We start from the raw sequence: 23445 nt of genomic DNA, 5'->3' as shown, positions 1-23445 counted from the left end.
GTTGGCTCATGCTTCATACCGGTGAGAGGGAAAACAGCCTCCAGCCTACCGAGCAATGGAAATACTTTCACAGTCTCGCCCGCGCTACGCCTGCCTGCAGCCTCGTCAAACCTCTCCTCAAATCGCCCTTCAAAGACCCAGGTATCACCCTGGGAACCGTCGAGCACCGGCTTGATGGATAGCTGCGACCAGCTAACCTTGCCCCCACGCTACAAACGCACCCCAACATTGACCATCGCCGCAGCCGCACCCAAGAGCACCACATCCACCCCCACCCGCTGATAAGTGGCACCGACTGACGGAATCACTGCCGGCGCCACACCAAAACGGTTGAAGGGTATCTTGTCGCGATATTCCCCCCGGTAGCCATACAACAGCCCCGCCGTGAGCTTGGCATTGAAGGGCGTACCGGCAAATTCGAAACGCTTGCCGGTGTAGCCATACCATGAGCGCTCACCAAAAGAGTGCCGGAAGGTGGCGGCTCCCCATAGATAGCTGTCATCCCGGTGGCGCTCCAGACCGATCAGGTCCTGATTGTTGTTATGGTCCGGCTGAGGATCAAAGTGCGTGGTCCAAACGCTACCCTGGATATACCAGCCCTCCTCCGAGTCAACGGGCGCTGCCAGCTCCCTGGCCAGCTCAAGCGGCCGCTGCAGCAGCCCCGACCCACTGCCGGTGTCCCGCATGGTTGCCGGCACCTCCTCCACCTGCGCAGCCTGCAACCCCGCGCTGATCAGCACTGCAACAATGCCTGGGACAAGACGGATGCCATACCACGGTGTAGATGTCAGCCGTAAGACTCGGCGGAGAGAGGGAGAGAACGGGTGTAATGTCATAGCTGCCATGGTCGAGTGAGTTGATGATCCTGCACGGGTGATGAGTATGGTCATGACAGGTAACGCGGGACTAAGTTCGCCTCCGCCATACATTTCTTCGCAATCCGTATGATGTGCAGAATGGCAGATGGAAGCGTTGACGTAGAAGGCGGTCAAGACCGAGGGCTGAGATGCCTGCCACTTCTTACCGACGGCTCCAGATAGGGTTCAGCCCGGTATTCATGGCTCGGATCGGCGGCTTCCAGTTCGGCGGCCCTGGCCTCGCCCTGGGCCTGACTGTAGCAGGGTTCGACACCGAGCCAGATCTGCGCCTCGGACGAGCGGTCCCGCTTGTCGATAAAGCCCCAGGTTTCGCGGGACATTTCATTTTGTTCTGACATGCAATCCTCCTCGGCTGGTAATGCCTGAGCAGCGCTGGACGCCATGATGGCACTCTGCTAGATTCCCGCCTCCTTTTGGGAGGGAACCATGAAAAAAGCTCTAATTACAGTAATGCTGGGTGCCATGCTGGCATCCGGTTGTAGTGTACGGGTTGCAGATATGACTGTCGCCAGTACCAAGAACTACAACATAAACTCTGGCATGTTCATCAAAGGCCCACGCGTCACCGGTGAAGACAAGTATCCGGTCATTCTGTTTCCGCTGGGTATTCCGAATATGAAAACGGCTGTTGACCGTGCCATTGAAAAGGACAAGTGTGCGGTAGCGTTGAGCGACCTGGTGATCACTCAGCTCAATCACTCTTTCCTGATCGGCAGCATCGGCGTCAGAGCCGAGGGCAATCTGGTCATTGATGCAGGCCAACCTGGCTGCGATCGTCGCAGATAATTCCTGACGCTGTCGTCGCGCAGGCGCGCGACAATCCGAGAAGCCACGAGATCACGTTTCATCGTGATCTACGTGATTACAGGCGACTCCGCTGGCCGGGATGGAACCCGGCCATCCATGGACTCTCGACTCGATCACATTTTCCGCATGTTCGATTTGCGTCATGCCTTGCCTCGCTCAAAACTGTATGCACAACCAGTTAAATGAGACAAGCAATCCATGCCAGGCCTTACCAGTCATGACCAGAACTTCAAGAATCTGATTGTGGATTATTCCTACCAGGCGCTGGAATTCTTCGCTGCAGCGGAAGCAGAAGGCCTGGACCATCAGGTACGTATCACCCCAATCCGTCAGGAACAATTGAAAAATCGCCTCGGCGACCGTTTCCGCGAACTGGATGTGCCATTGATGGTGGAATGGCCCGATGGCCGGCGGGAGGCGCTGCTATTCGTGTTGGAGGAGCAGACTGACCCGAGGCGCTTTTCCATCCACCGTGTAGCGCATTACTGTTTGGACCTGGCCGAGTTGTATGACACTGATCGGGGGGTGCCAGTAGTGATCTTCCTGCACGAGGCGCGCGGCCTGCCGGAAACGCTGATGCTGGGCGGCGATCGCTTCACCTATCTGACGTTCCATTACCTGAAATGTGAGCTGGCCAGTCTGGATGCCAATGACTACCTGTACAGCCAGAACCTGGTGGCGCGGCTGAACCTGCCGAACATGCGCTGGGCCGAGGAACAGAAGGTGGATATCTACGCCCAGGCCATCCGGGGCTTGTTCACTCTGGAACCGGACCCTGAGAAGCAGCTCAAGTATCTGGACTTCATCGACATCTATACAGCCCTGGACGATAATCAAATGCACCAATATCAAGAGCGGTACCCGCAGGAGAAAAGCAAAATGGTCGGCTTGACAGAACGTCTGTTGAATGAAGGTAGGCAGGATGTCCTGCTGCGCCTACTGACCCGCCGCTTTGGCCCATTGGACCCGACAACCGAGCAGCGCTTGCAGCAGGCCAGTTCGGAGGAGCTGGAGCGCTGGACCGATAATATCCTGGATGCCCAGACGCTGGACGAGGTGTTTACCCGGCACTGAATGGGGTTCTTGTTCGGCTATCCAATAGTTTTGGAGTGCGAATGGCGTGTTATGTCGAGATGGAACTCGACGGGGTCGCCATCGACATTCCATTGGCGCCCGCTCCATTGGCACCCGTTGGGCGTTCTATTTCTGGAGATACTGCGCGCTGCCTTGTGGTCTTGTCGTCGCGCGGGCGCGCGACAACCCAGGCAAGCCCCGGTCGATCTGACCGGGGCTTTGCTTTAGGTCACTGCTATTGCGGGCACGCTCCCAGGTTGGCCTGGATGATCGCCAGATCCTGCGCATCGGTCAGGCCGTCGTGGTTGAAGTCATACATACTGGACTGCCCCCATTCCGAACTGAGCTGCATGTAGTTGTCGATATCCTCCTGATCGACAACGCCATCGCGATTGCCATCCCCGGGGCAGGCCTTGTGCGAGCTCAACAGAAGGTCGAGTTGGTATTCCAGCTCATCGAAATGTTCCTGCTCGACGGCGGTGAGCCCGCCCGGTTGCTGTAGCAGGTCATCCCCCTCACGATCCAGATCCGCTTCAGGTACGGCCTGATCGATACGGTAGAACTCCTCGGTCTTCACAAGCTGACTACCATCCATTGCAGGGTCGTAATCCAGCGCTTCGTTACGCACCAGTTTGTAGTCATCGTTGCGCATGGCCATATAGTCCGTGGCACCCATGGTGATCTTGTGCTGATCATAGGCAGCGGGGGCATCTTCATAGATGGCCTGATTGACCTGCCAGCAATGATCTACTTCCTTGAGCACGCCATTGGCACCTACGTCAGCCCCCTGCCCCCACCATACACCGCCATTGTCGGCACAAACCTGAGCCGACATGGGCGTGTGGGAACAGAAGTTGCCTCTGAATACACAGGGACCGTTCACGCCGTCGTTGGGCAGAATGTTCAGGGCACCATGGGTGAAGTTGACTTCACGCACGCTGTCCCGGCCCGGGTTCGTCAGGTAGGAGAGCATTTCTTCGGCATCGGTACCGCGGGGTACCACTTGCTCCAGATCCACACCGGCGACGTCCGCAAAGAACTGGAACAGGTCAACCGCATTGATCATATGCTCCACATTGCGGTTGGGCTGCTCGACCATTGGCCCTGAAATGACCAGCGGGACCCAGACGCCCGTCTGATAGGCGGAGCCCTTGGCCCGGGTCAGATCGAAGCCCCCTTTGACCGTAGGGGCGAAGGAGCCGTTATCACCCACCACGACTACCACGGTATTGCTGGAGTCGGGATCGTAATTCAGGCTGCCATCATCCCCGCGCGTAGCGATACCCGTTTCCACCAACAACCGTCCCAGCTCGGTGTCCAGGGACTCGATCATCGCATCCGTGATATTCCGCTGATTGATCGGCGCCTCAGAAGTACAGTCGGGAGTCAGGATGCTGGCAGCCCCGGAAGGAACCAGATCGGCTGGTGGGTGTTGCAACGGCGTATGGGCGGAACTGAAGCTGAGGGTGGCCATCCACGGCGTGTCGTCACTTCGTGTGTTGATCCAGTCAATGGCGCTGTCGACTTCTATCGTCGCCCGGTAGCCGCGTGAACGGGGATCGATCAGGCTTACGTCCTCCACGTCACCTTCCCAGTTAACCAACAACCTGGATACATAGTGAGCATTTTCCCGATCGAAGTTCACATAGGTGGGCGGATCGGTCTCACAGGCCTGGCCGGGCACCAGAACGCCACCCTCGGTCAGACACCGCAATCCAGCCGGGTCACCGTGCACCTCTCCGGCCATCTCGGTGCAACTGGTGCCACCGCCCGGCTGAGGGATATAACAGGCTCCGGCGTGAACACCGCCGGGCGCTCCTGGTCCCGGTACAAAACCGCAGGAGTATTGCCCCTCCTCACCGACCCCACCCGCAGTGGTATCAATGGAAGCTGGCAATCCACCCCAGCCGTAGAAGTACTCCCAGCCCAAGGCTGCCGGGGCAGCGAAGCCAGCGGGGCTGTTCTCCGGCCCACCAAGATGGTATTTACCAAACATGCCATTCTCATAACCGGCGGTGGCCAGGACCTTGGGAATGGTCATCGCATAGGGAGAAACATGGGAGTTCGCCAGGTCGTCTGGCCCGATCGCCTGCAGCACATCAGTACGCATCGGGTAGAGACCGGTCATGAAGGTCGCCCGGCTGGGCGAGCATTCGGGCATGGCCCAGGTGTTACGAAAACGAATCCCCCCATCGGCGATGGCGTCAATGGATGGCACCGCTGGCGGCTTGATACCGCCATAGCCGAATGATTCCATCTGATCGATACCGACGTCGTCCATGATGACGAACAGGATATTCGGCGGCTGGTCCGCTGTGGGTGGATCATTGGATGATGAGGAGCTGCTACTGCTCCCGAACTTACATGATGCCAGTGCCAGGGTGGCAATCAGTAGTGCACCTGTCTTGAAGAGTCTGGACTGCATGGCGTATCCCTCTTTCTTGCTTCTTTTTTTTGTCAGAGGCCCTTCTGCTGCAGCAGCGGGTCATCCGGGTTTTGTGCAGCCAGCTCCGCCAGTGGCGAGTCTGCCTCCACTTGATTACCTGCGCAACGCAGGTAGCTAATCAAGGCCTGTCGTATTCTGCGTTTGGCGGATCGCTGTTGCGCCTGGCTACGCATGCTGCACCCCGCTGCAGTGCAGGTGCGCACCGGTCAGTTGCAGGAAGTACTGTCGCAGGGGGTGGACACAGGAGGGGTAGCCAACCTGGTAGTCGGGAGCCTTGTCCTCAGCGTCGGGGGTATTTATGCAGAAGCCATTGTCATGGCGGAAGCAGCGAGCCTCATCCACCCTGAAAAGGATTGGCGTGTGTCCGGCAGACGGCGGCGGCTCGTCACCTGCCAGAGATTGCCACGTACTGGCGATTGCAATGATAAAAGGTACCAGCAGCCACAGACTTCTTCTTATCATGGCTCATCAGGGGCTCTTGTTATTCCAGCATCGCGACCAATGCTTGGGGAGCCTCTCTGGAAAGGATCGCTGCTCGTGGCAATCCAGTGGTCTGGTAGCGGCTCAGAAGCACTGTCTCATCTTCCTCGAACTGGAGTCTAGCCCATAACCTCCCTGCCACCAAGCAGAATTAGAGTTTTTACTCAGCCAAAAAATAACCACCTCATTCCTTTCTCCCCTATTCTCTCCAGCGCTTGCGCAGATACTGTTCGATACCCCGGTGGATCCTTCGCCTTCGCGAAGGAGGACGAGTGAGGCGAAGGCTGTTCAGCGCTTTTGCTGGTCACTTCCAATCCAGGCGGTGTAGTTGCCATTCCTTGTCCGTCAGCTGCCACTGGCTGGTGACCTGGTAGTGCTCCAACCGTTCGGGAATCAGCCCTTGCGCACCGGTCACGGCAACCTGCGCCGTGCAATGGCCGAGGTCGTAGTAACCCTTGTCCAGCTGGCACTGTCGATTGAGGACAATGATGTTGACGTTCTTGTAGCGCAAGAACAGGCCCAGCATCTGCTGCTGGGCAGCCTGGCGGTTGTAATACTGCTGCGCCATGAAGTCCGCATGCAGTTGCCTGGTAGCAGCACCGGCCTGCCTGTTTTCCAGATTATGCTGGAGCTGCTTGGCGGCTTCGTTCAGAGCGTCTTCAGGTGCTGGAGAGGTGCAGGCCATGAGCGTCAGCGCACAGACTATCCATGCCAGGCCCTTGGCGGGGTTGTACATAGGTTTCCTCCATGAAATGTCCGATTTGAAAAGAGTACCAGGCTCACGCTCCGGTGGTGGTTCCATATGCCGATTATGCACCTGAAGCAGCTCAGGTGCCGAGTTGTCCGGAAACCACGTTGCGAAAGGTACCACATTTCAGTACCATCCACGCATGAAGAAAAGGCACCACAAGACCCTTGAGCAGATTTTTTCCCGCCCCGTCAGCGGTAATATTCAATGGCGGGATATTGAGGCGCTGATGCTGGACCTGGGTGCTGAGATATCTGAGCGGGAGGGCTCCAGAATCGGTGTTCGTTTGTTCAATGAACGGAGAGTATTCCATCGTCCACACCCATCCCCAAATACCGATAAGGGAGCAGTGGCATCCATACGTGAATGGTTTAGAGTCAACGGAGTAAAACCATGAAGAACACCATGATGATCAATGGCTACCGGGCCCTTATTCAGTACGACCCTGACATTGAGATGTTCCGCGGCGAATTCATTGGACTGAATGGTGGTGCCGACTTTTACGCAGCAGATATCGAGGGCCTGAAAAAAGAGGGCGAAACATCTCTGCAAGTTTTTCTGGACATGTGTGCAGAGGATGGCGTTGAGCCACTTAAGTCATTTTCCGGCAAGTTCAATATACGAGTCCCGCCGGAGTTGCACGCCGAGATCGTTCAGGCCGCTGCTGCCGAGGGCAAAAGCTTGAATCAGTGGGTGATACAGGCGCTGGAAAGAGAAGCGCATGCGTGAGCACTCCATAACCCAAGGCGTAGCGCAGGCGCGCTACGCCCCAGGAGTCATTCGCCCCAGCGTTTGAGCAGGTCCTGTTCGATACCCAACTGGTTGAGAATCCGTGCCACCACGAAATCCACCAGGTCATCCACCGATTGTGGCTGGTGATAGAAGCCCGGGCTGGCCGGCAGGATCACCGCACCCATGCGGCTGAGCTTGAGCATGTTTTCCAGGTGGATGGTGGAGTAAGGACTTTCCCTGGGCACCAGAATCAGTTGCCGGCGCTCCTTCAAGGCCACATCCGCCGCCCGTTCGATCAGATTGTTGCTGGCGCCGCAGGCGATCGCCGACAGCGTGCCGGTGCTGCACGGGCAGACCACCATGGCCGAGGGCGCGCCGGAGCCGGAGGCCACCGGGGCCATCCAGTCCTGCTTGCCGTAGACGCGGATCTGACCCGGTTTGGCGCCATAGCGTTCGGTCAGGAACTGCTCGAGCGCCTGGGGCTTGGGCGGCAGTTGCAGATCGGTCTCGGTGGCGACCACCAGTTGCGCCGCCTGGGAGATCAGGAACAGCACCTGGACATCGGCACGCACCAGGCACTCCAGCAGGCGCAGCGCATATTGCGCGCCCGAGGCACCGGTCACCGCCAGGGTTACCCGCCGCTCATCCATGCTTTGCCTCCAGCGCCTGCTTCATCTTCTGGTGAATGCCGCCAAAGCCGCCGTTACTCATGATCACGATGCGCGTGCCCGACTGCGCCGAGTTCACCACCTGATCGATGATGGCATCGATATCGGTGGAAACCTGCGCCGGTACTGGACTGTCCGCCACCACCGCGTCCAGTGACCAGTCCAGGCCAGGCGGCTGATACCAGATCACCTCACTGGCCTGTTGCACACTGGCCGGCAATGCGCTCATGTGACTGCCCAGGCGCATGGTGTTGGAACGCGGCTCGATGATCGCGATCAAGCGCTGGTCACCAATGCTGGCGCGCAGCCCGGCCAGGGTGGTGGCGATTGCCGTGGGGTGATGGGCGAAGTCGTCGTACAGGGTAATGCCATTAACCTCGGCGAGCTTTTCCATACGCCGCTTGGGACTGCAGAAGCCGGCCAGCGCAGCGATGCCCTGCTGCGGGGCAACCCCGACATGCCGGGCCGCTGCCAGCGCGGTCAGCGCGTTGGCCACGCTATGCTCGCCGGTCTGCTGCCATTCGGCAACGCCCTGCAACGTACCATCGAGCCATACTTCAAAGCGCGAGCCATCGGCCGCCAGCAGCTTGGCCTGCCAGTTGCCGCCCTCGCCAGTGGTCTGACTGGGTGTCCAGCAGCCCATCTGCAGCACCCGTTGCAGTGCCTGGTCCTGCTGCGGAAGAATGATCAGCCCGCTGCCCGGCACAGTGCGTACCAGATGGTGGAACTGCCGCTCGATAGCCGCCAGATCCGGGAAGATGTCCGCATGATCGAACTCGAGATTGTTCAGGATAACGGTGCGGGGGCGATAGTGGACGAACTTGGAGCGCTTGTCGAAGAAGGCGCTGTCGTATTCATCCGCCTCGACCACGAAAAAGGGTGTATCCCCCAGCCGCGCGGAAATGCCGAAGTTCTGCGGCACACCGCCGATCAGAAAGCCCGGCGCCATGCCGGCATCTTCCAGAATCCAGGCCAGCAGGCTGGAAGTGGTGGTCTTGCCATGGGTGCCGGCCACCGCCAGCACCCAGCGATCCTGCAACACGTGCCGGGCCAGCCATTCGGGGCCGGACACATAGGGAATGCCCTTGTCCAGCACATGCTCGACCGCTGGATTGCCCCGCGACAGCGCGTTACCAATCACCACCAGATCCGGTGCCGGGTCCAGGTGCTCCGGGGAGTAGCCTTCCATCAACTGGATGCCCTGGGCTTCCAGCTGGGTACTCATCGGCGGATAGACGTTGGCATCCGAGCCACTGACCCGATGCCCCAGGTCACGCGCCAGCAATGCCAGCGAGCCCATGAAGGTACCGCAAATACCGAGAATGTGCAGATGCATCAGCAAACCCTGTAATCAACCTGTCAACGGCGGATACTAGCACGCACGCCCCCCTCTCCCCAGCCCTCTCCCACGAGGGGAGAGGGAGTGTGTTGGTGCCTGCAGTCTGGCGACGAATGCTGCTGATACTTTCTTTGTAATAAGCAAACACAATACTGCCCACTAAGTACAAGTCAGCCCCCTATCCCCTCGTGGGAGAGGGCTGGGGAGAGGGGGCAAGACAGATACACCATCCGGCAGGCAGTCATGCAAAGCATCGTGCATTCGGCTATCATGCGCGCCATTCGTTAGCCAGTCAGCATTGCGCGCTCTTTTCACAGAGTAGTGCAACCGTTCCGTTGATTCGGTTGTCGTATCCGACATCAGACACACACCATGGAGTCAGCATGACCGTCAAAAATGCCTTTTATGCCCAATCAGGCGGGGTAACCGCAGTGATCAACGCCTCGGCGGCCGGCGTCATTGAAACTGCCCGCCAGCACCCGGACAAGATTGGAAAAGTCTACGCTGGTCGTAATGGCATTATTGGCGCTCTTACCGAAGACCTGATCGACACCAGCCTGGAGTCGGCGGAGAACATCGCTGCCCTGCGCCATACCCCCTCCGGTGCCTTCGGCTCCTGCCGCTACAAGCTGAAAAGCCTGGATGCCAACCGCGCCGAGTACGAGCGTCTGATCGAAGTATTCAAGGCACACGATATCGGTTACTTCTTCTATAACGGCGGTGGCGATTCCGCCGATACCTGCCTGAAGGTATCCCAACTGGCCGAGACCATGGGCTATCCGATCCAGGCCATCCATGTACCGAAGACCGTGGACAACGACCTGCCGATCACCGATTGCTGTCCCGGTTTCGGCTCGGTGGCCAAGTACGTCGCCACATCCATTCGCGAAGCCGGCTATGACGTGGCTTCCATGTCCGCCACCTCGACCAAGGTGTTCATCCTTGAAGTCATGGGCCGCCACGCCGGCTGGATCACCGCCGCCTGCGGCCTGGCCAGCGAGGCAGAAGGGGAAGCACCGCACATCCTGCTGTTCCCCGAGATCGAGTTCGACGAGGCGGCCTTCCTTGCCCGCGTCGACGAGTGCGTGAAGACCCACGGCTATTGCGTAATCGGCGTCTCCGAGGGCATCAAGAACCAGGATGGCAAGTTCCTTTCCGAGTCCGGCCTGACCGACGCTTTCGGCCATGCCCAACTGGGCGGTGTAGCACCGACCATCGCCAACCTGGTACGCGAGAAGCTCGGCTACAAGTACCACTGGGCCGTGGCTGACTACCTGCAACGCGCCGCCCGCCACATCGCCTCCAAGGTCGATGTCGAGCAGGCCTATGCCCTCGGCCAGGCCGCAGTACGCATCGCCCTGGAAGGCAAGAACGCCATCATGCCGGCGATCCGCCGCCTCGAAGATACGCCCTACCGCTGGGACATCATCGAAGCGCCGCTGAGCGAAGTGGCCAACGTCGAGAAGTTCATGCCCCGCGACTTCATCACCGAGGACGGCTTCCACATCACCGACGCCTGCCGCCAGTACCTGTCTCCGCTGATCCAGGGCGAGGACATTCCGCCGTTCCGCAACGGCCTGCCGGACTATGTACGCCTGCAGAACCTGCCGGTCGAGCGCAAGCTGGCACCGTTCAAGGTCTGAATCATTACCACCACCCCGTCATTGCGAGTCGCGAAGCGACGTGGCAATCCAGCGCTGGCCGGCCAGCCCGGTGTCATGGATTGCTTCACCCTGCGGGTTCGCAATGACGGTGTACGCGAGCATTGGCTCGCCATGGCGGGTTTGCACTGGTATAATCCCCGCCCATATTTTCCCCGGTGTCGCCAGCAATGGCAGACTCCAATCCCATTTCACCATGCCCCGCATCAGGTAACCCATGAGCTACGACCAGATCCCCGCAGGTAAAGACATCCCCAACGATATCTACGTCGCCATCGAGATCCCGGCCAACCATGCGCCCATCAAGTACGAGATCGACAAGGATTCCAGCACCCTGTTCGTCGACCGCTTCATGGCAACCCCGATGTTCTACCCGGCCAACTACGGTTTCATTCCGAACACCCTGGCTGACGATGGCGACCCGCTGGACGTACTAGTAGTCACCCCGCACCCGGTTGCACCCGGCGCAGTCATCCGCTGCCGCCCGGTTGGCGTGCTGCACATGACCGACGATGGCGGTGGCGATGCCAAGCTGATTGCCGTACCCCATGACAAACTGAGCGTTCTGTACAAGGACGTGAAGGAACACACCGACCTGCCCGAACTGCTGATCCAGCAGATCCAGCACTTCTTCGAGAACTACAAGGATCTGGAAGCCGGCAAGTGGGTCAAGATCGACCGCTGGGGCAACGCTGACGAAGCCCGTGCGGAAATTGTAAAGGCAGTAGACGCTTACCAAAAATAAGCTTCTTGCCGAATGGAAGCCCGGCCACAAGCCGGGCTTTTTTATGCCTGCGTTTCAGTAACCATCAACTACGGCGGCGCAGATGCGCGAGGCACACGGACACTGCTTCCTTCTGGTCACCCGCTACGACCGCCTGCCTGCTTCCGCGCTTGCCCCGTTGCGTGGGCCTAGACCCTCAGCCAGCCACCCCATCGTCGGCAGCCTTCATATCCCGGTAGCGCTGCTCTGACCTTGACGACGTAGCCCAACAGGAGGAGGCTGTGCGCCTTTTGACATGATGACCGGCATGCTCTGGATACCCTTCACCCTCGCCGCCGCCTTTACCCAGGCGCTGCGCAACGCCCAACAGAAACAGCTCAGCCGCGAGGTCAATGCCATCGGTGTGACCCTGGCACGCTTTATCTGGGCGCTGCCTCTGGCTGCCATCTACCTTGCCCTGCTGTATGCCATTGCGCCGGCGGCTATTCCGCAATTCAGCGGTCGCTTCATCTTCGACGTCAGCGCCGCAGCGGTTACCCAGATTCTGGCTACCGCGCTGATGGTGCTGCTGTTCCAGCGCCGCAGCTATACCGCGGGGGTCGGTCTGGCCAAGAGCGAGGCGTTGCTGGCGGCGATGCTGGGCTCGATGTTCTTCGGTGCGCTGCTCGGCCCTGTCGGCTGGCTGGGCATCGCCGTCGGCTCCGTGGCGGTATGGCTGCTCAAGGGCCGCAGCAAGCCCGGCTCGCTGGACCTGACCACCCTGCTGGTGGGCTTGGGCAGCGGCCTGTGTTTCGCCCTGACCACCCTGTGGATACGGGATGCCTGCCACCAGTTGGATCTACCCTTCATGCACACCGCAGCCTGGGCGCTGGTGTGGACCATCAGCATCCAGGTGGCCTTGCTGACCGGCTGGCTGGTGCTGCGGGACCGCCCCACCCTGCTCAGGCTGTGGCAACGTCCATCACTGGTGTTCCGTATCAGCCTGTCCAGCTCCATCGCCTCGTTGTGCTGGTTCACTGCGGTCAACCTGGAGGAAGTGGCGCTGGTCAAGACGCTGGGACAGATAGAGGTATTCTTCACCCTGCTGCTGTCGCAGCACTGGCTGAAGGAACAGGTATCGGCGCGGGAAAAGCTTGGCCTGCTGCTGATCGTGGCCAGCGCCGTGCTGGTGGTGGCCCCTTCCCTGATCAGCCGCTGAACGCCTCGGTAGCGCATGGTGACGCCAGTGATAGGCAGCTCACCTGCGCTTTTATCTGAAAGTCGAAGGTTACAACGGCGGGATTTTCTGGCAGGGTGGTTTCATGTTTGGGTGCCGGCTTGCCGCATGGCGGAAACGGCGCGCATCAAGTGTGATATCGGGAGAGACTGCCGGCATTATCGCCGCAGCGCCGAAGGAGCAACCGCCCCGGAAACTCTCAGGCAAAAGGACCGTTATCACTGGTGAACTCTGAAGAGCCGCCCGCTATCGTCGCCGGGCGCACCGAAGGAGCAAGCGGGCCGCGCGTTGGCGGTCCGTGAAACTCTCAGGTCCAGGACAGAGGGGGCGCTCGCCGCGCATTGGTGCGCGCGGGCTCAAACCCTGACGTATCTGGAGCTACAACAATGAAAAGAATCGCTGTCCTTGGTGGTGGAATCACTGGCGTAACCACGGCCTATGCCCTGGCCAAGCGTGGCTTCGCGGTCACCCTGTTCGAGAAACACCGCTATGCCGCCATGGAAACCTCCTTCGCCAACGGTGGCCAGCTATCGGCCTCCAATGCCGAGGTCTGGAACCATTGGTCGACCATCGTCAAAGGCTTGAAGTGGATGCTCAAGAGCGATGCGCCGCTGCTGGTCAATCCCAAGCCCAGCTGGCACAAGCTCTCCTGGTTCGCCGAATTCATCGGCGCGATTCCCAGCTACCGTCAGAACACCATCGAAACCGCCCGTCTGGCGATCGCAGCACGCGAGCACCTGTTCGCCTGGGCTGAGGCGGAGGGCATCGACTTCGATCTGAAGAAGAAAGGCATCCTGCATATTTACCGCGACAAGGCCGGCTTCGAGCATGCTGGACAGGTTTCCCGGTTGCTGGCCGAAGGCGGCCTGCCACGCCGCAGCGTAACACCGGAAGAAATGCGCGGCATCGAACCGACCCTGGCCGGCAACTACTACGGCGGCTATTTCACCGAATGCGACTCCACTGGTGATATCCACAAATTCACCAACGGGCTCGCCGTGGCGATCGAGCGTCTGGGCGTGCGCTGCCTCTATGGCCAGGATGTGAAGGCGGTCGCCACCGATGGCAAGCGCGCCAGCGTGACCCTCGGCAAGGATGCCGGCGACGAGATACTGCAGTTCGATGGTCTGGTTGTGTGTGCCGGTACGGCCAGCCGCGACCTGGCCGCGCAACTGGGCGACCGGGTAAACATCTACCCGGTCAAGGGCTACTCGATCACGGTCAACCTGACTGACGAGATCAGCCGCGCCTCGGCACCAATCGTCAGCCTGCTGGATGACGAGACCAAACTGGTCAGCAGCCGCCTGGGCCATGATCGCTTCCGGGTCGCCGGTACCGCCGAATTCAATGGTCACAACCGCGATATCCGTGCCGACCGCATTCGCCCGCTGGTGGACTGGGTCAATGAATGCTTCCCCGGCGTCAATACCCGCAGCGTGGTGCCATGGGCCGGCCTGCGCCCGATGATGCCAAACATGATGCCCAAGGTCGGACGTGGCAAATCACCCTGCGTGTTCTACAACACCGGCCACGGTCACCTGGGCTGGACGCTGAGCGCGGTCACCGCAGACATGGTCAGCGGCGTGGTCGAGCAGGCACTGGGCAGCAACGCAGCAGTCGCGTCCGGACAACCGGCCTACGTATAAAAGCGGCAGGACGATCGCGAGGCCGATGGACGTCCTCGCGGTCTGCATACGGCGACCCCTCCGTCGGCTCGGCGAAGATAGCGTCCCGTCTCCACGTTCCGTAGAATAGCCCGCCGGCCGCGGCTCAGCGCGGCATCCCATCCATTTCTCGAATCGGCAGGCCATGTCCCACTCCATCGACCCTGTACCAGTTCCAGCCAACTCCCGCTCCCGTGTCATGTTTGCCAGTCTGGTCGGCACGACCATCGAGTTCTATGACTTCTATGTATACGCAACGGCAGCCGTTCTGGTGTTTCCGCACCTGTTCTTTCCGCCGGGCAACGAGACGGTGGCACTGCTGGCATCCTTTGCCATCTTCGGCGCAGCGATGATTGCACGCCCGCTCGGCGCGGTGTTCTTCGGCCATCTCGGCGACAAGGTCGGACGCAAGACCACCCTGATCTACGCCCTGCTGACCATGGGTATCGCCACCTTCCTGATCGGGTTGCTGCCGACCTACCATGCCATCGGCTGGTTGGCTCCGCTGATGCTGGTCATCCTGCGTCTCGCCCAGGGCTTTGCCATTGGCGGCGAGTGGTCGGGGGCAGCGCTGGTGGCCACCGAGAACGCACCGGTGGGCAAACGCGCCCTGTTCGGCACCTTCCCGCAGTTGGGCGCGCCGCTGGGCTTCATCATCGCCAACGGGTTGTTTCTCATCGTCGCGGCCGCGCTGCCGTCGGACAATCCCTCGCGGCCTTCGGAGGCCTTCCTCGACTGGGGCTGGCGCATTCCCTTCCTGTTTTCCGCGGTGATGGTGATCATCGGCCTGTGGATCCGCCTGAACCTGGTGGAAAGCACCGCGTTCTCCAAGGCGGTGTCCACCGGCAAGGTAGTCAAGCTGCCGCTGGGTGAGGTGGTGCGCAAGAACTGGCGCGAGCTGATTCTCGGCACCTTCTACATGCTGGCCACCTATGTGCTGTTCTATCTGATGACCACCTTCTCCTTGAGTTACGGTCGCGCACCGGTAGAGCCCGGCCCTGGGCAACTGGCAGGCCTGGGTTACAGCTACAACAACTTCGTGCTGATGCTGATTGTCGGCGTGGTTTTCTTCGGTATCTTCACTCTGCTGTCAGGGCTGTGGGCGGACCGGCTGGGACGGCGCAAGACGCTGATCCTGGTCACCCTGGGCATCATCCTGTTCAGTCTGCTGTGGGTGCCGCTGTTGTCGATGGGCTTTGTGGGGGTCATGGCCTGGTTGATCCTCGGCTTCAGCCTGATGGGCATGACCTTCGGCCCGATGGGCGCCCTGCTCCCGGAGCTGTTCCCCACCAATGTGCGCTACACCGGCTCGGGCATTTCCTATAACGTCTCCTCGATTCTCGGCGCCGCCGTGGCGCCGTTCATTGCCGTCTGGCTGTGGAGCGTCGGGGGTGGTAGCCCGTTCCTGGTCGGAGTGTATCTCGCGGCAATGGCCACCATCACCCTGATTGCCCTGCTGGTCGGCAAGGAAACTCGGAATGTCGATATAAACCGCTGATACGCGAGATCACCATGAAACGCTTCGTCCTGCTCGATACCGCTCCCATCCCCAATGATGGTGGCGCGCTGTGCCTGTTCGAATACGGCGAGGACTTCGTCATCAAGCTGGAGAGCGGCAAGGGTGGACAGCTGATGAACACCCGCATGCATGGCTCCGAAGACGCACTGGCTGCCATTCCCTGTGGCAAGATCGCCACGCGGCCCAACGCCCGGGTGCTGATCGGCGGTCTGGGTATGGGTTTTACCCTGGCGTCAGCGCTGCAGCATCTGGGCCCGGATGCCGAGGTCCAGGTGGCAGAACTGGTTCCCGGGGTCATCGAGTGGAACCGTGGACCACTTGGTGTCAAGGCCGGTTATCCCTTGCAGGATACCCGCGCCACGGTGCTGAACGAGGATGTGGCAAAGGTGCTGCAGGGGCAGCCCAAGGGATACGACGCCATCATGCTGGATGTGGACAATGGTCCCGAGGGCCTGACCCACAGCGCCAACAACTGGCTGTATTCGCTCGACGGCCTGGCCGCCTGCGCACGGGCGCTGAGGCCCAAGGGAATTCTCGCAGTCTGGTCTGCCAGTGCCGACCGGCAATTCTCCAACCGGCTTGCCAGGGCCGGCTTCAAGGCCGAGGACGTTCAGGTGTTCGCCCATGGCAATCGCGGCGCGCGGCATACCATCTGGATCTGCGAGCGAAAATAGGCAACTGGCAAAGCATAAACCTGCGCATGTTGCCGACATACAGGAGATCCTCACCCCTATGGCGATCTTGCTACACTGTTGAGCACACCGCGCTGCGAATGGCATCGCTCACCGAGCTGGAGAAAGCCATGTTCAAATACTGTAAATCCCTGTTGCTGGGCCTATCGCTGGCAGCTATGACCACATCGGCCAATGCCCTGGAGGTAGGTGAACCGGCACCGGACTTCGCTCTACCCGGCTCCGATGGTAAGACCCACAGCCTGGCTGACTACCGTGGCAAGCAGGCCGTGGTGCTGGCCTGGTTTCCCAAGGCCTATACCTCCGGCTGCACCATCGAATGCAAATCGCTGGCGGAAAACGGTCATCTGATCCGTGAGTACGACGTGGCCTACTTCATGGCCAGTGTCGATCCGCTGGACAAGAATATCGGTTTTGCTGAATCCGTCGGGGCTGACTTTCCTCTATTGAGTGACGAGGACAAGTCCGTCGCCCGTGCTTACGGGGTGCTACACCCGCTGGGTTTTGCCCGGCGCCATACGGTGTACATCGGCAAGGACGGACGGGTTCTGAAGATCGATACCGACATCAAACCGGCCACGTCGGCAGAAGACATGGCCGCGACGCTGGGTGAGCTGGGTGTGGCACGGCAAGCCGGGGCGGAAACGGAGTAACGGTTACAGCGCCGGCGCTGAATTGCCTGCTGCATGGATTGCCACGCCGCTTCGCGACTCGCAATGACGAGGCGGTGGCTGGGGTGCGGCGCACATCGTCATTGCGAGCCCGTAGGGTGAAGCAATCCATGACACCGGACTGCCCGGCGGACGCCTGGCTGGGTTATCAGCCCTTGCCAATCCGGCTGAAATCCGGTTTGCGTTTTTCGGCAAAGGCGCGGAACGCTTCCCTGGCCTCTTCGCTGCGCAACTGCGAGGAGAAGATCCGACTCTCGCGCTCCATATGCTGCAGCACCTGCTCGGTATTGCGCATCAGCCCCTTGGCCAGGGCCAGTGCGCCGGCCGGTTTCTGCGCGATCAGTCCGGCAATACGCTGAGCTTCGACGTGCAACTGTGCGCGGCTGACCACCTTGTTGGCGATGCCCCAGGCATGGGCGTCGCTGGCTGAGACCGGCTCACACAGGGCAAACATCTCGAAGGCGCGCGTATGGCCGATACGCAGCGGCATCAGCAGGCTGGAGCTGGCTTCCGGTACCAGCGCCAGGTCAATGAAGGGCGCGATCAGTTGGGCGTCCTCGGCCAGCACGACATAGTCGCAATGCAGCAGCATGGTGGTGCCTACGCCCACCGCCTTGCCCTGCACCGCCGCCATCACCGGCTTGCTGGCGGTGGCCAGGTTGCGCAGAAAGCGCTCGACATGCCGCACCGCAGGCCCCTCGCCCACCGATTGCGCGGCAAACTCCCCCAGGTCGTTGCCGGCAGAGAATATCTCGCCCTCGGCCTGCAGCAGGGCAACGCGGATATCGGCATCGGCCTCGGTGCGCTCCAGTGCATCGGCCAGCGCGCCATACATCGCATTGGTCAGCGCGTTCTTCTTGTCCGGACGCGAGATGCTGATGGTCAGCACGCCAGCGTTCAGCTCAGTGGTCACTTCACTCATCAGTTGCTCCTGATTCCTACTCTTGTGAATACCCGTAAAGGACCGAGAGTAGACGCCGGCCAATACCCGAGTCCACCCAATCACTGGCCCTGTGTCAGCTGTATCGGATTGATGAATGGCGACCGGATTCTGCAGGGAAGAACGCAGCACCGACCTCGCTCAATCGGCGTCGTCCAGCCCACCCTCGGCGCGCCACCAGGCGACGGCCTGGCGGCTGATCGCGGCAATCGGCAGGGTGGCATCGACGGTCAGTACCGCCGGCTCATCGGAGGGTCGCTCCAGCGTGGCGAACTGGCTATCGACCAACTCCAGCGACATGAAGTGCCCCTGGCGAGCGGACACCCGTCGCCGCACCTCATCCGGGTCAAGATCCAGAAACACGAAGCCCAGCCCCGGCACGGCAGCGCGCAGTTGGTCACGATACCGGCGCTTCAGCGCTGAACAGCTCAGTACCGGGCGTTGCCCAGCCCGCACCGCAGCGGCGAGTTCTTCACCCAGACGGGCAAGCCAGCCAGCCCGGTCCTCGTCGGTCAGCGGCTGACCGGAACGCATCTTCTCGATATTCGCGCTACCGTGAAACTGGTCGCCCTCGATATGCACAGCGCCGGCGCGCCGGGCAATGGCCTCGGCAATGGTGCTTTTTCCGCAGGCCGTCACGCCCATGACCACCAATGCAGTGATTCTCTGCTGCATGAAGGTTACTCCTACCGTCATGAATGATTGGCCCTGTCAGTCTAGCCAAAACAACTGATGACCAGTCATTCTGCCAGTGAATGATCAGTCACTTTACAGGCAGCAGAGGGAAAACAAGGCTGATTCAATTCCGCCAGGCCTAAACGGCATCAGGCGCTCTATATCAATAGAGACATATTTCATAAATGACTCACAAACAGCGAATTATCCAACTAAATTCCATTTTGCCACCATACCAACTATTGACTCCAGTCGTAACCAATTTGGGTTACGTCTCGATATTCACTGCCTATACTGCCCTGCGTTCCCGACCTGGAACGCTATGGCCTTTCGTTATGCCATGGAAGCGAACCGCAGCGGATACCTCGCTGCGGCGCAAAGGACCTGCCCGAAAGGCGTAAAACAACAATAACAGGAGTTCAATTCATGTATCGCATGACCAGACCAGGCAATCGTTCGATTGTATTGGCCGTTTCCTTGGTGCCCTTGCTGCTGGCCGGCTGTTTCGGCGGCTCTTCTTCCTCCTCGAAACCCAGGGTGCTTACCGGCACTTTTATCGACAGCGCCGTGTCGGGGCTCGATTACCAGGGTACCGATACCGCCGCCAGCACCACGGACGACCTGGGTCAGTTCCAGTATCGGCAGGGGGAAACCATCAGCTTCTCCATCGGCGAGCTGCCGTTGGGCTCGGCCAATGGTGCTGAGGTGCTCACACCGCTGAGTATTACCGAAGGGGCAGCCTCAGCGACGGATCAGCGGGTGACCAACAAGCTCATCCTGCTGCAGAGCCTGGACGCCGACGGGAACCTCAACAATGGTATCCAGCTGACCGACGCCATTCGCGATGAAGTGTCCCTGCAGGCGGCACAAATCGATTTCGACCAATCACCCAGTGCCTTCCGTACCAGCCTGGAACCCTTGCTGGAAGCACTGGAAGCGGCTGGTGCGTTTTCCGATACCGATCCGCGACCACGCACCGTCACGTCTGCCGATGCCGCCGTGGAGCATTTCACGCGGGCAACCAGTGTGCGTCATCTGGTACAGACCACCGGTGGCGAGCTGCGCGGTTTCGAAGCGGATGAGAACACCTGGCAGTTTCTCGGCATTCCCTATGCCCAGCCACCATTGGGTGATCTGAGATGGCGCGCGCCCCAGGAAGCTGAACCCTGGACTGGCGTGCGGGACGCCATTGCCTGGAGCGACCAGGCCGCACAGAACCCCGGCCTGGAGCGCTTCGGTGAAGGCGGCATGAGTGAGGACTCGCTCTATCTGAATGTCACCGCGCCCAAGGATGCCGATGGCCTGCCGGTGATGGTCTGGTTCCATGGCGGCGGCTTTACCTCGCTGACCAGCAATACCAAGCCCTTCAACAACCCGCGTGCGCTGGCCAGCAAGGGCATCGTCCAGGTCTCGGTCAACCACCGGCTCGGGCCTTTCGGTTACATAGCCCACCCGGAACTGAGCGCGGAAAGCGGCTACGAAGGCTCCGGCAATTACGGGCAGATGGATCTGGTCGCGGCGCTACAGTGGGTGCAGGACAATATCGAGGCGTTCGGCGGCGATCCGAGCAATGTGACCATCTTTGGCGAATCCGGCGGTGGCCGCAAGGTGCTGTCACTGATGTCCTCACCCCAGGCTGCCGGGCTGTTCCACCGGGCCATCAGCCAGAGCGGCACACTGCATCCCGATACCCGCACGCTGGAGGCTGCCGAAGCCATCGGCATGCAACTGCAGCAGCGGCTGCAGGCCGACTCCCTTGAGCAGATGCGCGAGCGCAGCTGGCTGGAAGTGATGCAGGCCGGGGCGGCGCTGGTGCCTTACACCAACATCGACAACCACTACCAGCCCTACAGCGAACGGGAAGCCTTTGAAAGCGCCAGGCAGAACGATGTGCCCTTCATGTTCCTGGTCACCACCAATGACACCGAGGAGCCCATCGCCACCGTGCTCAACGTGTTTCCCTGGATGGCCGAGCTGAATACCGCGCCGCAGTATGCCATGCACTTCAGCCAGCAACCCGCCGGCTGGAAAGCGCGCGGCGTCACCGCCTATCACGCGGCGGAACTGGCCTATCTGTTCAACATGCCGGAAAGCGTCATCACCCACTACCTGCTGGGCCTGGTCATCGACCCGGCCACCGGCCAATCGCTGGAGATTGGCGACCTGAATGGCAATGGCATCAGTGGTTCCCAGGGTGATCCGGAGGATATCTTCGCCTCGGCCGGTTTCGATGAAACCGACGATGCGGTGATCGAGCGGATGATGACCATGTGGAGCAGCTTTGCCAGGACGGGTGATCCGAGCATTGCCGATGAACTGGAATTCCCGCTGTACGACGCGCAAGCCCAACGCTATGTCGAAATGGGCGCCGAAGCGGAGGTCAAGACCTGGATCTCGGATGTATTTACCGATGAATGACGTACTTCAAACAACAATAATCAAAGGAGTTCGCATGAGTACTCAGCGCAGTAGCATCCGCCGTGGTGCTGCATTGCTAGGCGTTATCCCGGCCTCGATGGCTGTCCTGCTGGCAGGCTGCTTCGGTGGCTCGTCATCATCCTCATCCTCCGATCCCGGAACCCTGACCGGCACCTTCGTCGACAGCGCCGTGTCAGGGCTGGACTACCAGGGCAGCCGCACCGCCAGCGGCAGTACCGATGAGGATGGCCAATTCAACTATACCCAGGGGGAAACCATCAGCTTCTCCATCGGCGCGCTGGAACTGGGAGCCGCCGAGGGAGCGGAGATACTGACGCCGCTGAGCATCACCGACGGCGCCAGCTCGGCACAGGACCAGCGGGTGAACAACAAGCTGATCCTGCTGCAGACCCTCGACGCCGATGGCGATCTGAATAATGGCATCCAGCTCACCAGCGCCATCAGCGCCGAGGTGTCCTTGCATGCCCCCGACATCGACTTCGACCAGCCAACCGCTGATTTCCGCACCAGCCTCCAGCCATTGGTGACGGCACTGGAAGACGCCGGGGCGTTCTCCGATACCGATCCCCGGCCTCGTGCCATCACCTCCGCCGCGGATGCGCTCGCACACTTCCAGCGCGCGACCAGCCCGCGGGTAACGGTCAACACCACGGGTGGGGAACTGCGCGGCTTCGAAGCGACCGAGGATACCTGGCAGTTTCTCGGCATTCCCTATGCCGCTCCGCCGCTGGGCGAGCTGCGCTGGCGCGAACCGGAACCGCCCGAGCCCTGGTCAGGTGTCCGCGATGCCGTTGCCTGGGCAGACCAATCGGCACAGGACATGGCACTGGAAGGCATCAACGAAGGGGGCATGAGCGAGGATTCCCTCTACCTCAATGTCACCGCGCCCAAGGACGCCGATGGGCTGCCGGTGATGGTCTGGTTCCATGGTGGTTCCTTCGCCATTCTCTCGGCCAATTCCAGGCAGTACAACAACCCCGACAGCCTGACCAGCAACGGAGTGGTGCTGGTCACGGTCAACCACCGCCTGGGGCCCTTCGGCTATATCGCCCACCCGCTGCTGACTGCTGAAAGCGAGTATGGTGGCTCCGGCAACTACGGTCAGATGGATCTGGTCATGGCGTTGAAGTGGGTCAGGGACAACATCGCCGAATTCGGCGGCGATCCAGGCAACGTGACTATCTTCGGGCAGTCTGGGGGTGGCGGTAAAACCTTCTCGCTGATGAACTCTCCCCAGGCGGCGGGCCTGTTCCACAAGGCCATTGTGCAAAGTGGCGCGTCCCCCCTGGATACCACTGGCGAACCGGGCGATTCCCTGGCCGTGTCAGAAGCCATCGGCAGCGCCCTGTTCGACCGGGCTGGGGTAACCAGCCTGGAAGAAGCCCGCGCGCTGCCATGGACGGCCTTCGTCCAGGCGGATATGGCGCATAACATTCCGCGTCAGACTTACCGACCGAATGTGGATTATTACTACCAACCCAAGACCTACCATCAGAATGTCCTCGATGGCATGCCAAGCGATGTCCCGTTGATGGCGGGGGTGACATCAGGCGACTATCCCGACCTGCGTGCGGCTCTGCCCGTCTGGCTGGAACAGCGTTCGGACTTCTATCAATCAGACCAGTACATCTACCGGTTCAGCCGGGTACCCGATGGCTGGGCCGAGATGGGCCTGCAAAGCTGCCATGGCTGTGAACTTCCCTACCTGTTCAACCACCCCGAGGGCATGGTGCAGAACTTCCAGCTCGGTCTGGTAACCACCCCGGAGGGTAGCCGACCGCAGATTGGCGATCTGAATGGCAACGGTATCACCGGCAGCCAGGGGGATACGGCGGACGTCTATGCGTCCATGGAGTGGGGCTCGAAGGATGCCGCCGTTGTGCAGCAGATGATGCTGATGTGGACCAACTTCGCCAAAACCGGAAACCCCAGCACCAACGACCTGGAGTGGCCGGCCTACACCCTGTCCAACGATACCTTTGTCGAGATCGGCCCGGAGACCGAGACGACCATAGAAACCGGACTGGCCGACGCGGTCAGGTAAGGCAGAAAGAGGGCAACCCAAGGGTTGC

25 protein-coding genes and 1 riboswitch are annotated in these 23445 nt (G+C 60.4%); of the genes, 14 read left to right on the top strand and 11 right to left on the bottom strand.

The features are described 5' to 3' along the window. The coding region (locus CQ007_RS19050; RefSeq protein WP_218278810.1) for a hypothetical protein at window positions 1-182 on the top strand (182 nt) is incomplete at its 5' end. Between the two features lie 27 nt (window positions 183-209). On the opposite strand, the gene CQ007_RS02555 is transcribed toward CQ007_RS19050, so the two are convergent. Further along, window positions 210-686, bottom strand: a complete 477-nt coding sequence (locus CQ007_RS02555) for a sn-glycerol-3-phosphate transporter (protein WP_105643369.1) — start codon at window positions 684-686, stop codon at window positions 210-212. A gap of 302 nt (window positions 687-988) precedes the next feature. Then, window positions 989-1216, bottom strand: coding sequence for a hypothetical protein (locus CQ007_RS02550; protein WP_105643327.1), 228 nt, complete (start codon window positions 1214-1216; stop codon window positions 989-991). Between the two features lie 88 nt (window positions 1217-1304). Here CQ007_RS02550 and CQ007_RS02545 point away from each other — a divergent pair, with 88 nt between their 5' ends. Then, window positions 1305-1664: a hypothetical protein gene (locus CQ007_RS02545; RefSeq protein WP_105643326.1), complete on the top strand. Its 360-nt coding sequence runs from the start codon at window positions 1305-1307 to the stop codon at window positions 1662-1664. A gap of 219 nt (window positions 1665-1883) precedes the next feature. After that, a complete protein-coding gene (locus CQ007_RS02540; protein ID WP_105643325.1) occupies window positions 1884-2759 on the top strand; it encodes a DUF4351 domain-containing protein in 876 nt (291 codons plus the stop codon). 235 nt (window positions 2760-2994) lie between these two features. On the opposite strand, the gene CQ007_RS02535 is transcribed toward CQ007_RS02540, so the two are convergent. The 4 genes from CQ007_RS02535 to CQ007_RS19140 form a co-directional block, all read right to left on the bottom strand. Further along, window positions 2995-5184 (bottom strand): sulfatase-like hydrolase/transferase, encoded by a 2190-nt coding sequence (locus tag CQ007_RS02535; protein WP_105643324.1) that lies wholly within the window; start codon window positions 5182-5184, stop codon window positions 2995-2997. A gap of 186 nt (window positions 5185-5370) precedes the next feature. Continuing rightward, window positions 5371-5667 carry a hypothetical protein gene (locus CQ007_RS02530; RefSeq protein WP_105643323.1) on the bottom strand — a complete coding sequence of 99 codons (297 nt, stop codon included), beginning with the start codon at window positions 5665-5667 and terminating at the stop codon, window positions 5371-5373. A 322-nt stretch (window positions 5668-5989) separates the two neighbouring features. Then, window positions 5990-6421: a hypothetical protein gene (locus tag CQ007_RS02525; protein WP_105643322.1), complete on the bottom strand. Its 432-nt coding sequence runs from the start codon at window positions 6419-6421 to the stop codon at window positions 5990-5992. Window positions 6422-6512: 91 nt separating this feature from the next. Continuing rightward, window positions 6513-6746: a hypothetical protein gene (locus CQ007_RS19140; RefSeq protein ID WP_256582172.1), complete on the bottom strand. Its 234-nt coding sequence runs from the start codon at window positions 6744-6746 to the stop codon at window positions 6513-6515. Here CQ007_RS19140 and CQ007_RS19320 point away from each other — a divergent pair. Further along, complete coding sequence (locus tag CQ007_RS19320; protein ID WP_371919783.1) at window positions 6672-6830, top strand: type II toxin-antitoxin system HicA family toxin; 159 nt, start codon at window positions 6672-6674, stop codon at window positions 6828-6830. The two genes, CQ007_RS19140 and CQ007_RS19320, sit on opposite strands and share 75 nt — an antisense overlap. Further along, complete coding sequence (locus tag CQ007_RS02515; protein ID WP_105643320.1) at window positions 6827-7162, top strand: type II toxin-antitoxin system HicB family antitoxin; 336 nt, start codon at window positions 6827-6829, stop codon at window positions 7160-7162. The genes CQ007_RS19320 and CQ007_RS02515 overlap by 4 nt, the downstream gene beginning before the upstream one ends. Before the next feature lie 47 nt (window positions 7163-7209). On the opposite strand, the gene CQ007_RS02510 is transcribed toward CQ007_RS02515, so the two are convergent. Beyond that, entirely contained in the window at window positions 7210-7815 is a 606-nt protein-coding gene (locus CQ007_RS02510; protein ID WP_105643319.1) for a flavin prenyltransferase UbiX, read from the bottom strand. Then, the gene (gene mpl / locus CQ007_RS02505) at window positions 7808-9169 is read right to left on the bottom strand and encodes a UDP-N-acetylmuramate:L-alanyl-gamma-D-glutamyl-meso-diaminopimelate ligase (protein WP_105643318.1); all 1362 of its coding nucleotides are present in this window, start codon (window positions 9167-9169) and stop codon (window positions 7808-7810) included. Before mpl ends, CQ007_RS02510 begins: the two co-directional genes overlap by 8 nt. A 386-nt stretch (window positions 9170-9555) precedes the next feature. Between mpl and CQ007_RS02500 the strand changes: the two genes are divergently transcribed. Continuing rightward, complete coding sequence (locus tag CQ007_RS02500; RefSeq protein WP_105643317.1) at window positions 9556-10815, top strand: 6-phosphofructokinase; 1260 nt, start codon at window positions 9556-9558, stop codon at window positions 10813-10815. Window positions 10816-10833: 18 nt separating this feature from the next. Here CQ007_RS02500 and CQ007_RS02495 read toward each other — a convergent pair whose 3' ends face one another. Then, window positions 10834-11052 (bottom strand): hypothetical protein, encoded by a 219-nt coding sequence (locus CQ007_RS02495; protein ID WP_105643316.1) that lies wholly within the window; start codon window positions 11050-11052, stop codon window positions 10834-10836. Here CQ007_RS02495 and ppa point away from each other — a divergent pair. The 6 genes from ppa (at window position 11051) to CQ007_RS02465 (ending at window position 17301) form a co-directional block, all read left to right on the top strand. Then, complete coding sequence (ppa, locus tag CQ007_RS02490) at window positions 11051-11578, top strand: inorganic diphosphatase (protein WP_105643315.1); 528 nt, start codon at window positions 11051-11053, stop codon at window positions 11576-11578. The genes CQ007_RS02495 and ppa overlap by 2 nt on opposite strands. Before the next feature lie 286 nt (window positions 11579-11864). Further along, entirely contained in the window at window positions 11865-12755 is an 891-nt protein-coding gene (locus CQ007_RS02485; protein ID WP_105643368.1) for a DMT family transporter, read from the top strand. Between the two features lie 148 nt (window positions 12756-12903). Continuing rightward, a riboswitch (glycine riboswitch) is annotated at window positions 12904-12998 on the top strand. 161 nt (window positions 12999-13159) lie between these two features. Then, window positions 13160-14419, top strand: a complete 1260-nt coding sequence (locus CQ007_RS02480; protein WP_105643314.1) for a D-amino acid dehydrogenase — start codon at window positions 13160-13162, stop codon at window positions 14417-14419. Between the two features lie 163 nt (window positions 14420-14582). Further along, window positions 14583-15935: an MFS transporter gene (locus CQ007_RS02475; RefSeq protein WP_105643313.1), complete on the top strand. Its 1353-nt coding sequence runs from the start codon at window positions 14583-14585 to the stop codon at window positions 15933-15935. Between the two features lie 14 nt (window positions 15936-15949). Next, complete coding sequence (locus CQ007_RS02470; RefSeq protein ID WP_105643312.1) at window positions 15950-16630, top strand: spermidine synthase; 681 nt, start codon at window positions 15950-15952, stop codon at window positions 16628-16630. Window positions 16631-16758: 128 nt separating this feature from the next. Beyond that, a complete protein-coding gene (locus tag CQ007_RS02465; protein WP_105643367.1) occupies window positions 16759-17301 on the top strand; it encodes a peroxiredoxin in 543 nt (180 codons plus the stop codon). Window positions 17302-17467: 166 nt separating this feature from the next. Here the strand turns inward: CQ007_RS02465 and CQ007_RS02460 are convergent, their stop codons facing one another. Continuing rightward, window positions 17468-18241, bottom strand: a complete 774-nt coding sequence (locus tag CQ007_RS02460; protein WP_105643311.1) for an enoyl-CoA hydratase — start codon at window positions 18239-18241, stop codon at window positions 17468-17470. Between the two features lie 159 nt (window positions 18242-18400). Beyond that, window positions 18401-18934 (bottom strand): gluconokinase, encoded by a 534-nt coding sequence (locus tag CQ007_RS02455; RefSeq protein ID WP_105643310.1) that lies wholly within the window; start codon window positions 18932-18934, stop codon window positions 18401-18403. Window positions 18935-19360: 426 nt separating this feature from the next. Between CQ007_RS02455 and CQ007_RS02450 the strand changes: the two genes are divergently transcribed. Both CQ007_RS02450 and CQ007_RS02445 read left to right on the top strand, forming a co-directional pair. Further along, the gene (locus CQ007_RS02450; protein WP_105643309.1) at window positions 19361-21352 is read left to right on the top strand and encodes a carboxylesterase/lipase family protein; all 1992 of its coding nucleotides are present in this window, start codon (window positions 19361-19363) and stop codon (window positions 21350-21352) included. A 34-nt stretch (window positions 21353-21386) separates the two neighbouring features. Then, window positions 21387-23417: a carboxylesterase/lipase family protein gene (locus CQ007_RS02445; RefSeq protein ID WP_158256706.1), complete on the top strand. Its 2031-nt coding sequence runs from the start codon at window positions 21387-21389 to the stop codon at window positions 23415-23417. The last annotated feature ends 28 nt before the right edge of the window (window positions 23418-23445 follow it).

This window comes from Pseudomonas sp. MYb185, assembly GCF_002979975.1.
Classification (GTDB): domain Bacteria; phylum Pseudomonadota; class Gammaproteobacteria; order Pseudomonadales; family Pseudomonadaceae; genus Halopseudomonas.
The sequence above is the reverse complement of the archived record's forward strand: the minus strand, read 5'-3'. Positions and strand labels throughout refer to the sequence as shown.

What these genes read in the sequence shown, in the direction of transcription:
- CQ007_RS02555 (WP_105643369.1), bottom strand. Translation starts at nt 686, where the DNA reads ATGCGGGACACCGGCAGTGGGTCGGGGCTGCTGCAGCGGCCGCTTGAG.
- CQ007_RS02550 (WP_105643327.1), bottom strand. Translation starts at nt 1,216, where the DNA reads ATGTCAGAACAAAATGAAATGTCCCGCGAAACCTGGGGCTTTATCGAC.
- CQ007_RS02545 (WP_105643326.1), top strand. Translation starts at nt 1,305, where the DNA reads ATGAAAAAAGCTCTAATTACAGTAATGCTGGGTGCCATGCTGGCATCC.
- CQ007_RS02540 (WP_105643325.1), top strand. Translation starts at nt 1,884, where the DNA reads ATGCCAGGCCTTACCAGTCATGACCAGAACTTCAAGAATCTGATTGTG.
- CQ007_RS02535 (WP_105643324.1), bottom strand. Translation starts at nt 5,184, where the DNA reads ATGCAGTCCAGACTCTTCAAGACAGGTGCACTACTGATTGCCACCCTG.
- CQ007_RS02530 (WP_105643323.1), bottom strand. Translation starts at nt 5,667, where the DNA reads ATGATAAGAAGAAGTCTGTGGCTGCTGGTACCTTTTATCATTGCAATC.
- CQ007_RS02525 (WP_105643322.1), bottom strand. Translation starts at nt 6,421, where the DNA reads ATGTACAACCCCGCCAAGGGCCTGGCATGGATAGTCTGTGCGCTGACG.
- CQ007_RS19140 (WP_256582172.1), bottom strand. Translation starts at nt 6,746, where the DNA reads ATGGAATACTCTCCGTTCATTGAACAAACGAACACCGATTCTGGAGCC.
- CQ007_RS02515 (WP_105643320.1), top strand. Translation starts at nt 6,827, where the DNA reads ATGAAGAACACCATGATGATCAATGGCTACCGGGCCCTTATTCAGTAC.
- CQ007_RS02510 (WP_105643319.1), bottom strand. Translation starts at nt 7,815, where the DNA reads ATGGATGAGCGGCGGGTAACCCTGGCGGTGACCGGTGCCTCGGGCGCG.
- mpl (WP_105643318.1), bottom strand. Translation starts at nt 9,169, where the DNA reads ATGCATCTGCACATTCTCGGTATTTGCGGTACCTTCATGGGCTCGCTG.
- CQ007_RS02500 (WP_105643317.1), top strand. Translation starts at nt 9,556, where the DNA reads ATGACCGTCAAAAATGCCTTTTATGCCCAATCAGGCGGGGTAACCGCA.
- ppa (WP_105643315.1), top strand. Translation starts at nt 11,051, where the DNA reads ATGAGCTACGACCAGATCCCCGCAGGTAAAGACATCCCCAACGATATC.
- CQ007_RS02495 (WP_105643316.1), bottom strand. Translation starts at nt 11,052, where the DNA reads ATGGGTTACCTGATGCGGGGCATGGTGAAATGGGATTGGAGTCTGCCA.
- CQ007_RS02485 (WP_105643368.1), top strand. Translation starts at nt 11,865, where the DNA reads ATGCTCTGGATACCCTTCACCCTCGCCGCCGCCTTTACCCAGGCGCTG.
- CQ007_RS02480 (WP_105643314.1), top strand. Translation starts at nt 13,160, where the DNA reads ATGAAAAGAATCGCTGTCCTTGGTGGTGGAATCACTGGCGTAACCACG.
- CQ007_RS02475 (WP_105643313.1), top strand. Translation starts at nt 14,583, where the DNA reads ATGTCCCACTCCATCGACCCTGTACCAGTTCCAGCCAACTCCCGCTCC.
- CQ007_RS02470 (WP_105643312.1), top strand. Translation starts at nt 15,950, where the DNA reads ATGAAACGCTTCGTCCTGCTCGATACCGCTCCCATCCCCAATGATGGT.
- CQ007_RS02465 (WP_105643367.1), top strand. Translation starts at nt 16,759, where the DNA reads ATGTTCAAATACTGTAAATCCCTGTTGCTGGGCCTATCGCTGGCAGCT.
- CQ007_RS02460 (WP_105643311.1), bottom strand. Translation starts at nt 18,241, where the DNA reads ATGAGTGAAGTGACCACTGAGCTGAACGCTGGCGTGCTGACCATCAGC.
- CQ007_RS02455 (WP_105643310.1), bottom strand. Translation starts at nt 18,934, where the DNA reads ATGCAGCAGAGAATCACTGCATTGGTGGTCATGGGCGTGACGGCCTGC.
- CQ007_RS02450 (WP_105643309.1), top strand. Translation starts at nt 19,361, where the DNA reads ATGTATCGCATGACCAGACCAGGCAATCGTTCGATTGTATTGGCCGTT.
- CQ007_RS02445 (WP_158256706.1), top strand. Translation starts at nt 21,387, where the DNA reads ATGAGTACTCAGCGCAGTAGCATCCGCCGTGGTGCTGCATTGCTAGGC.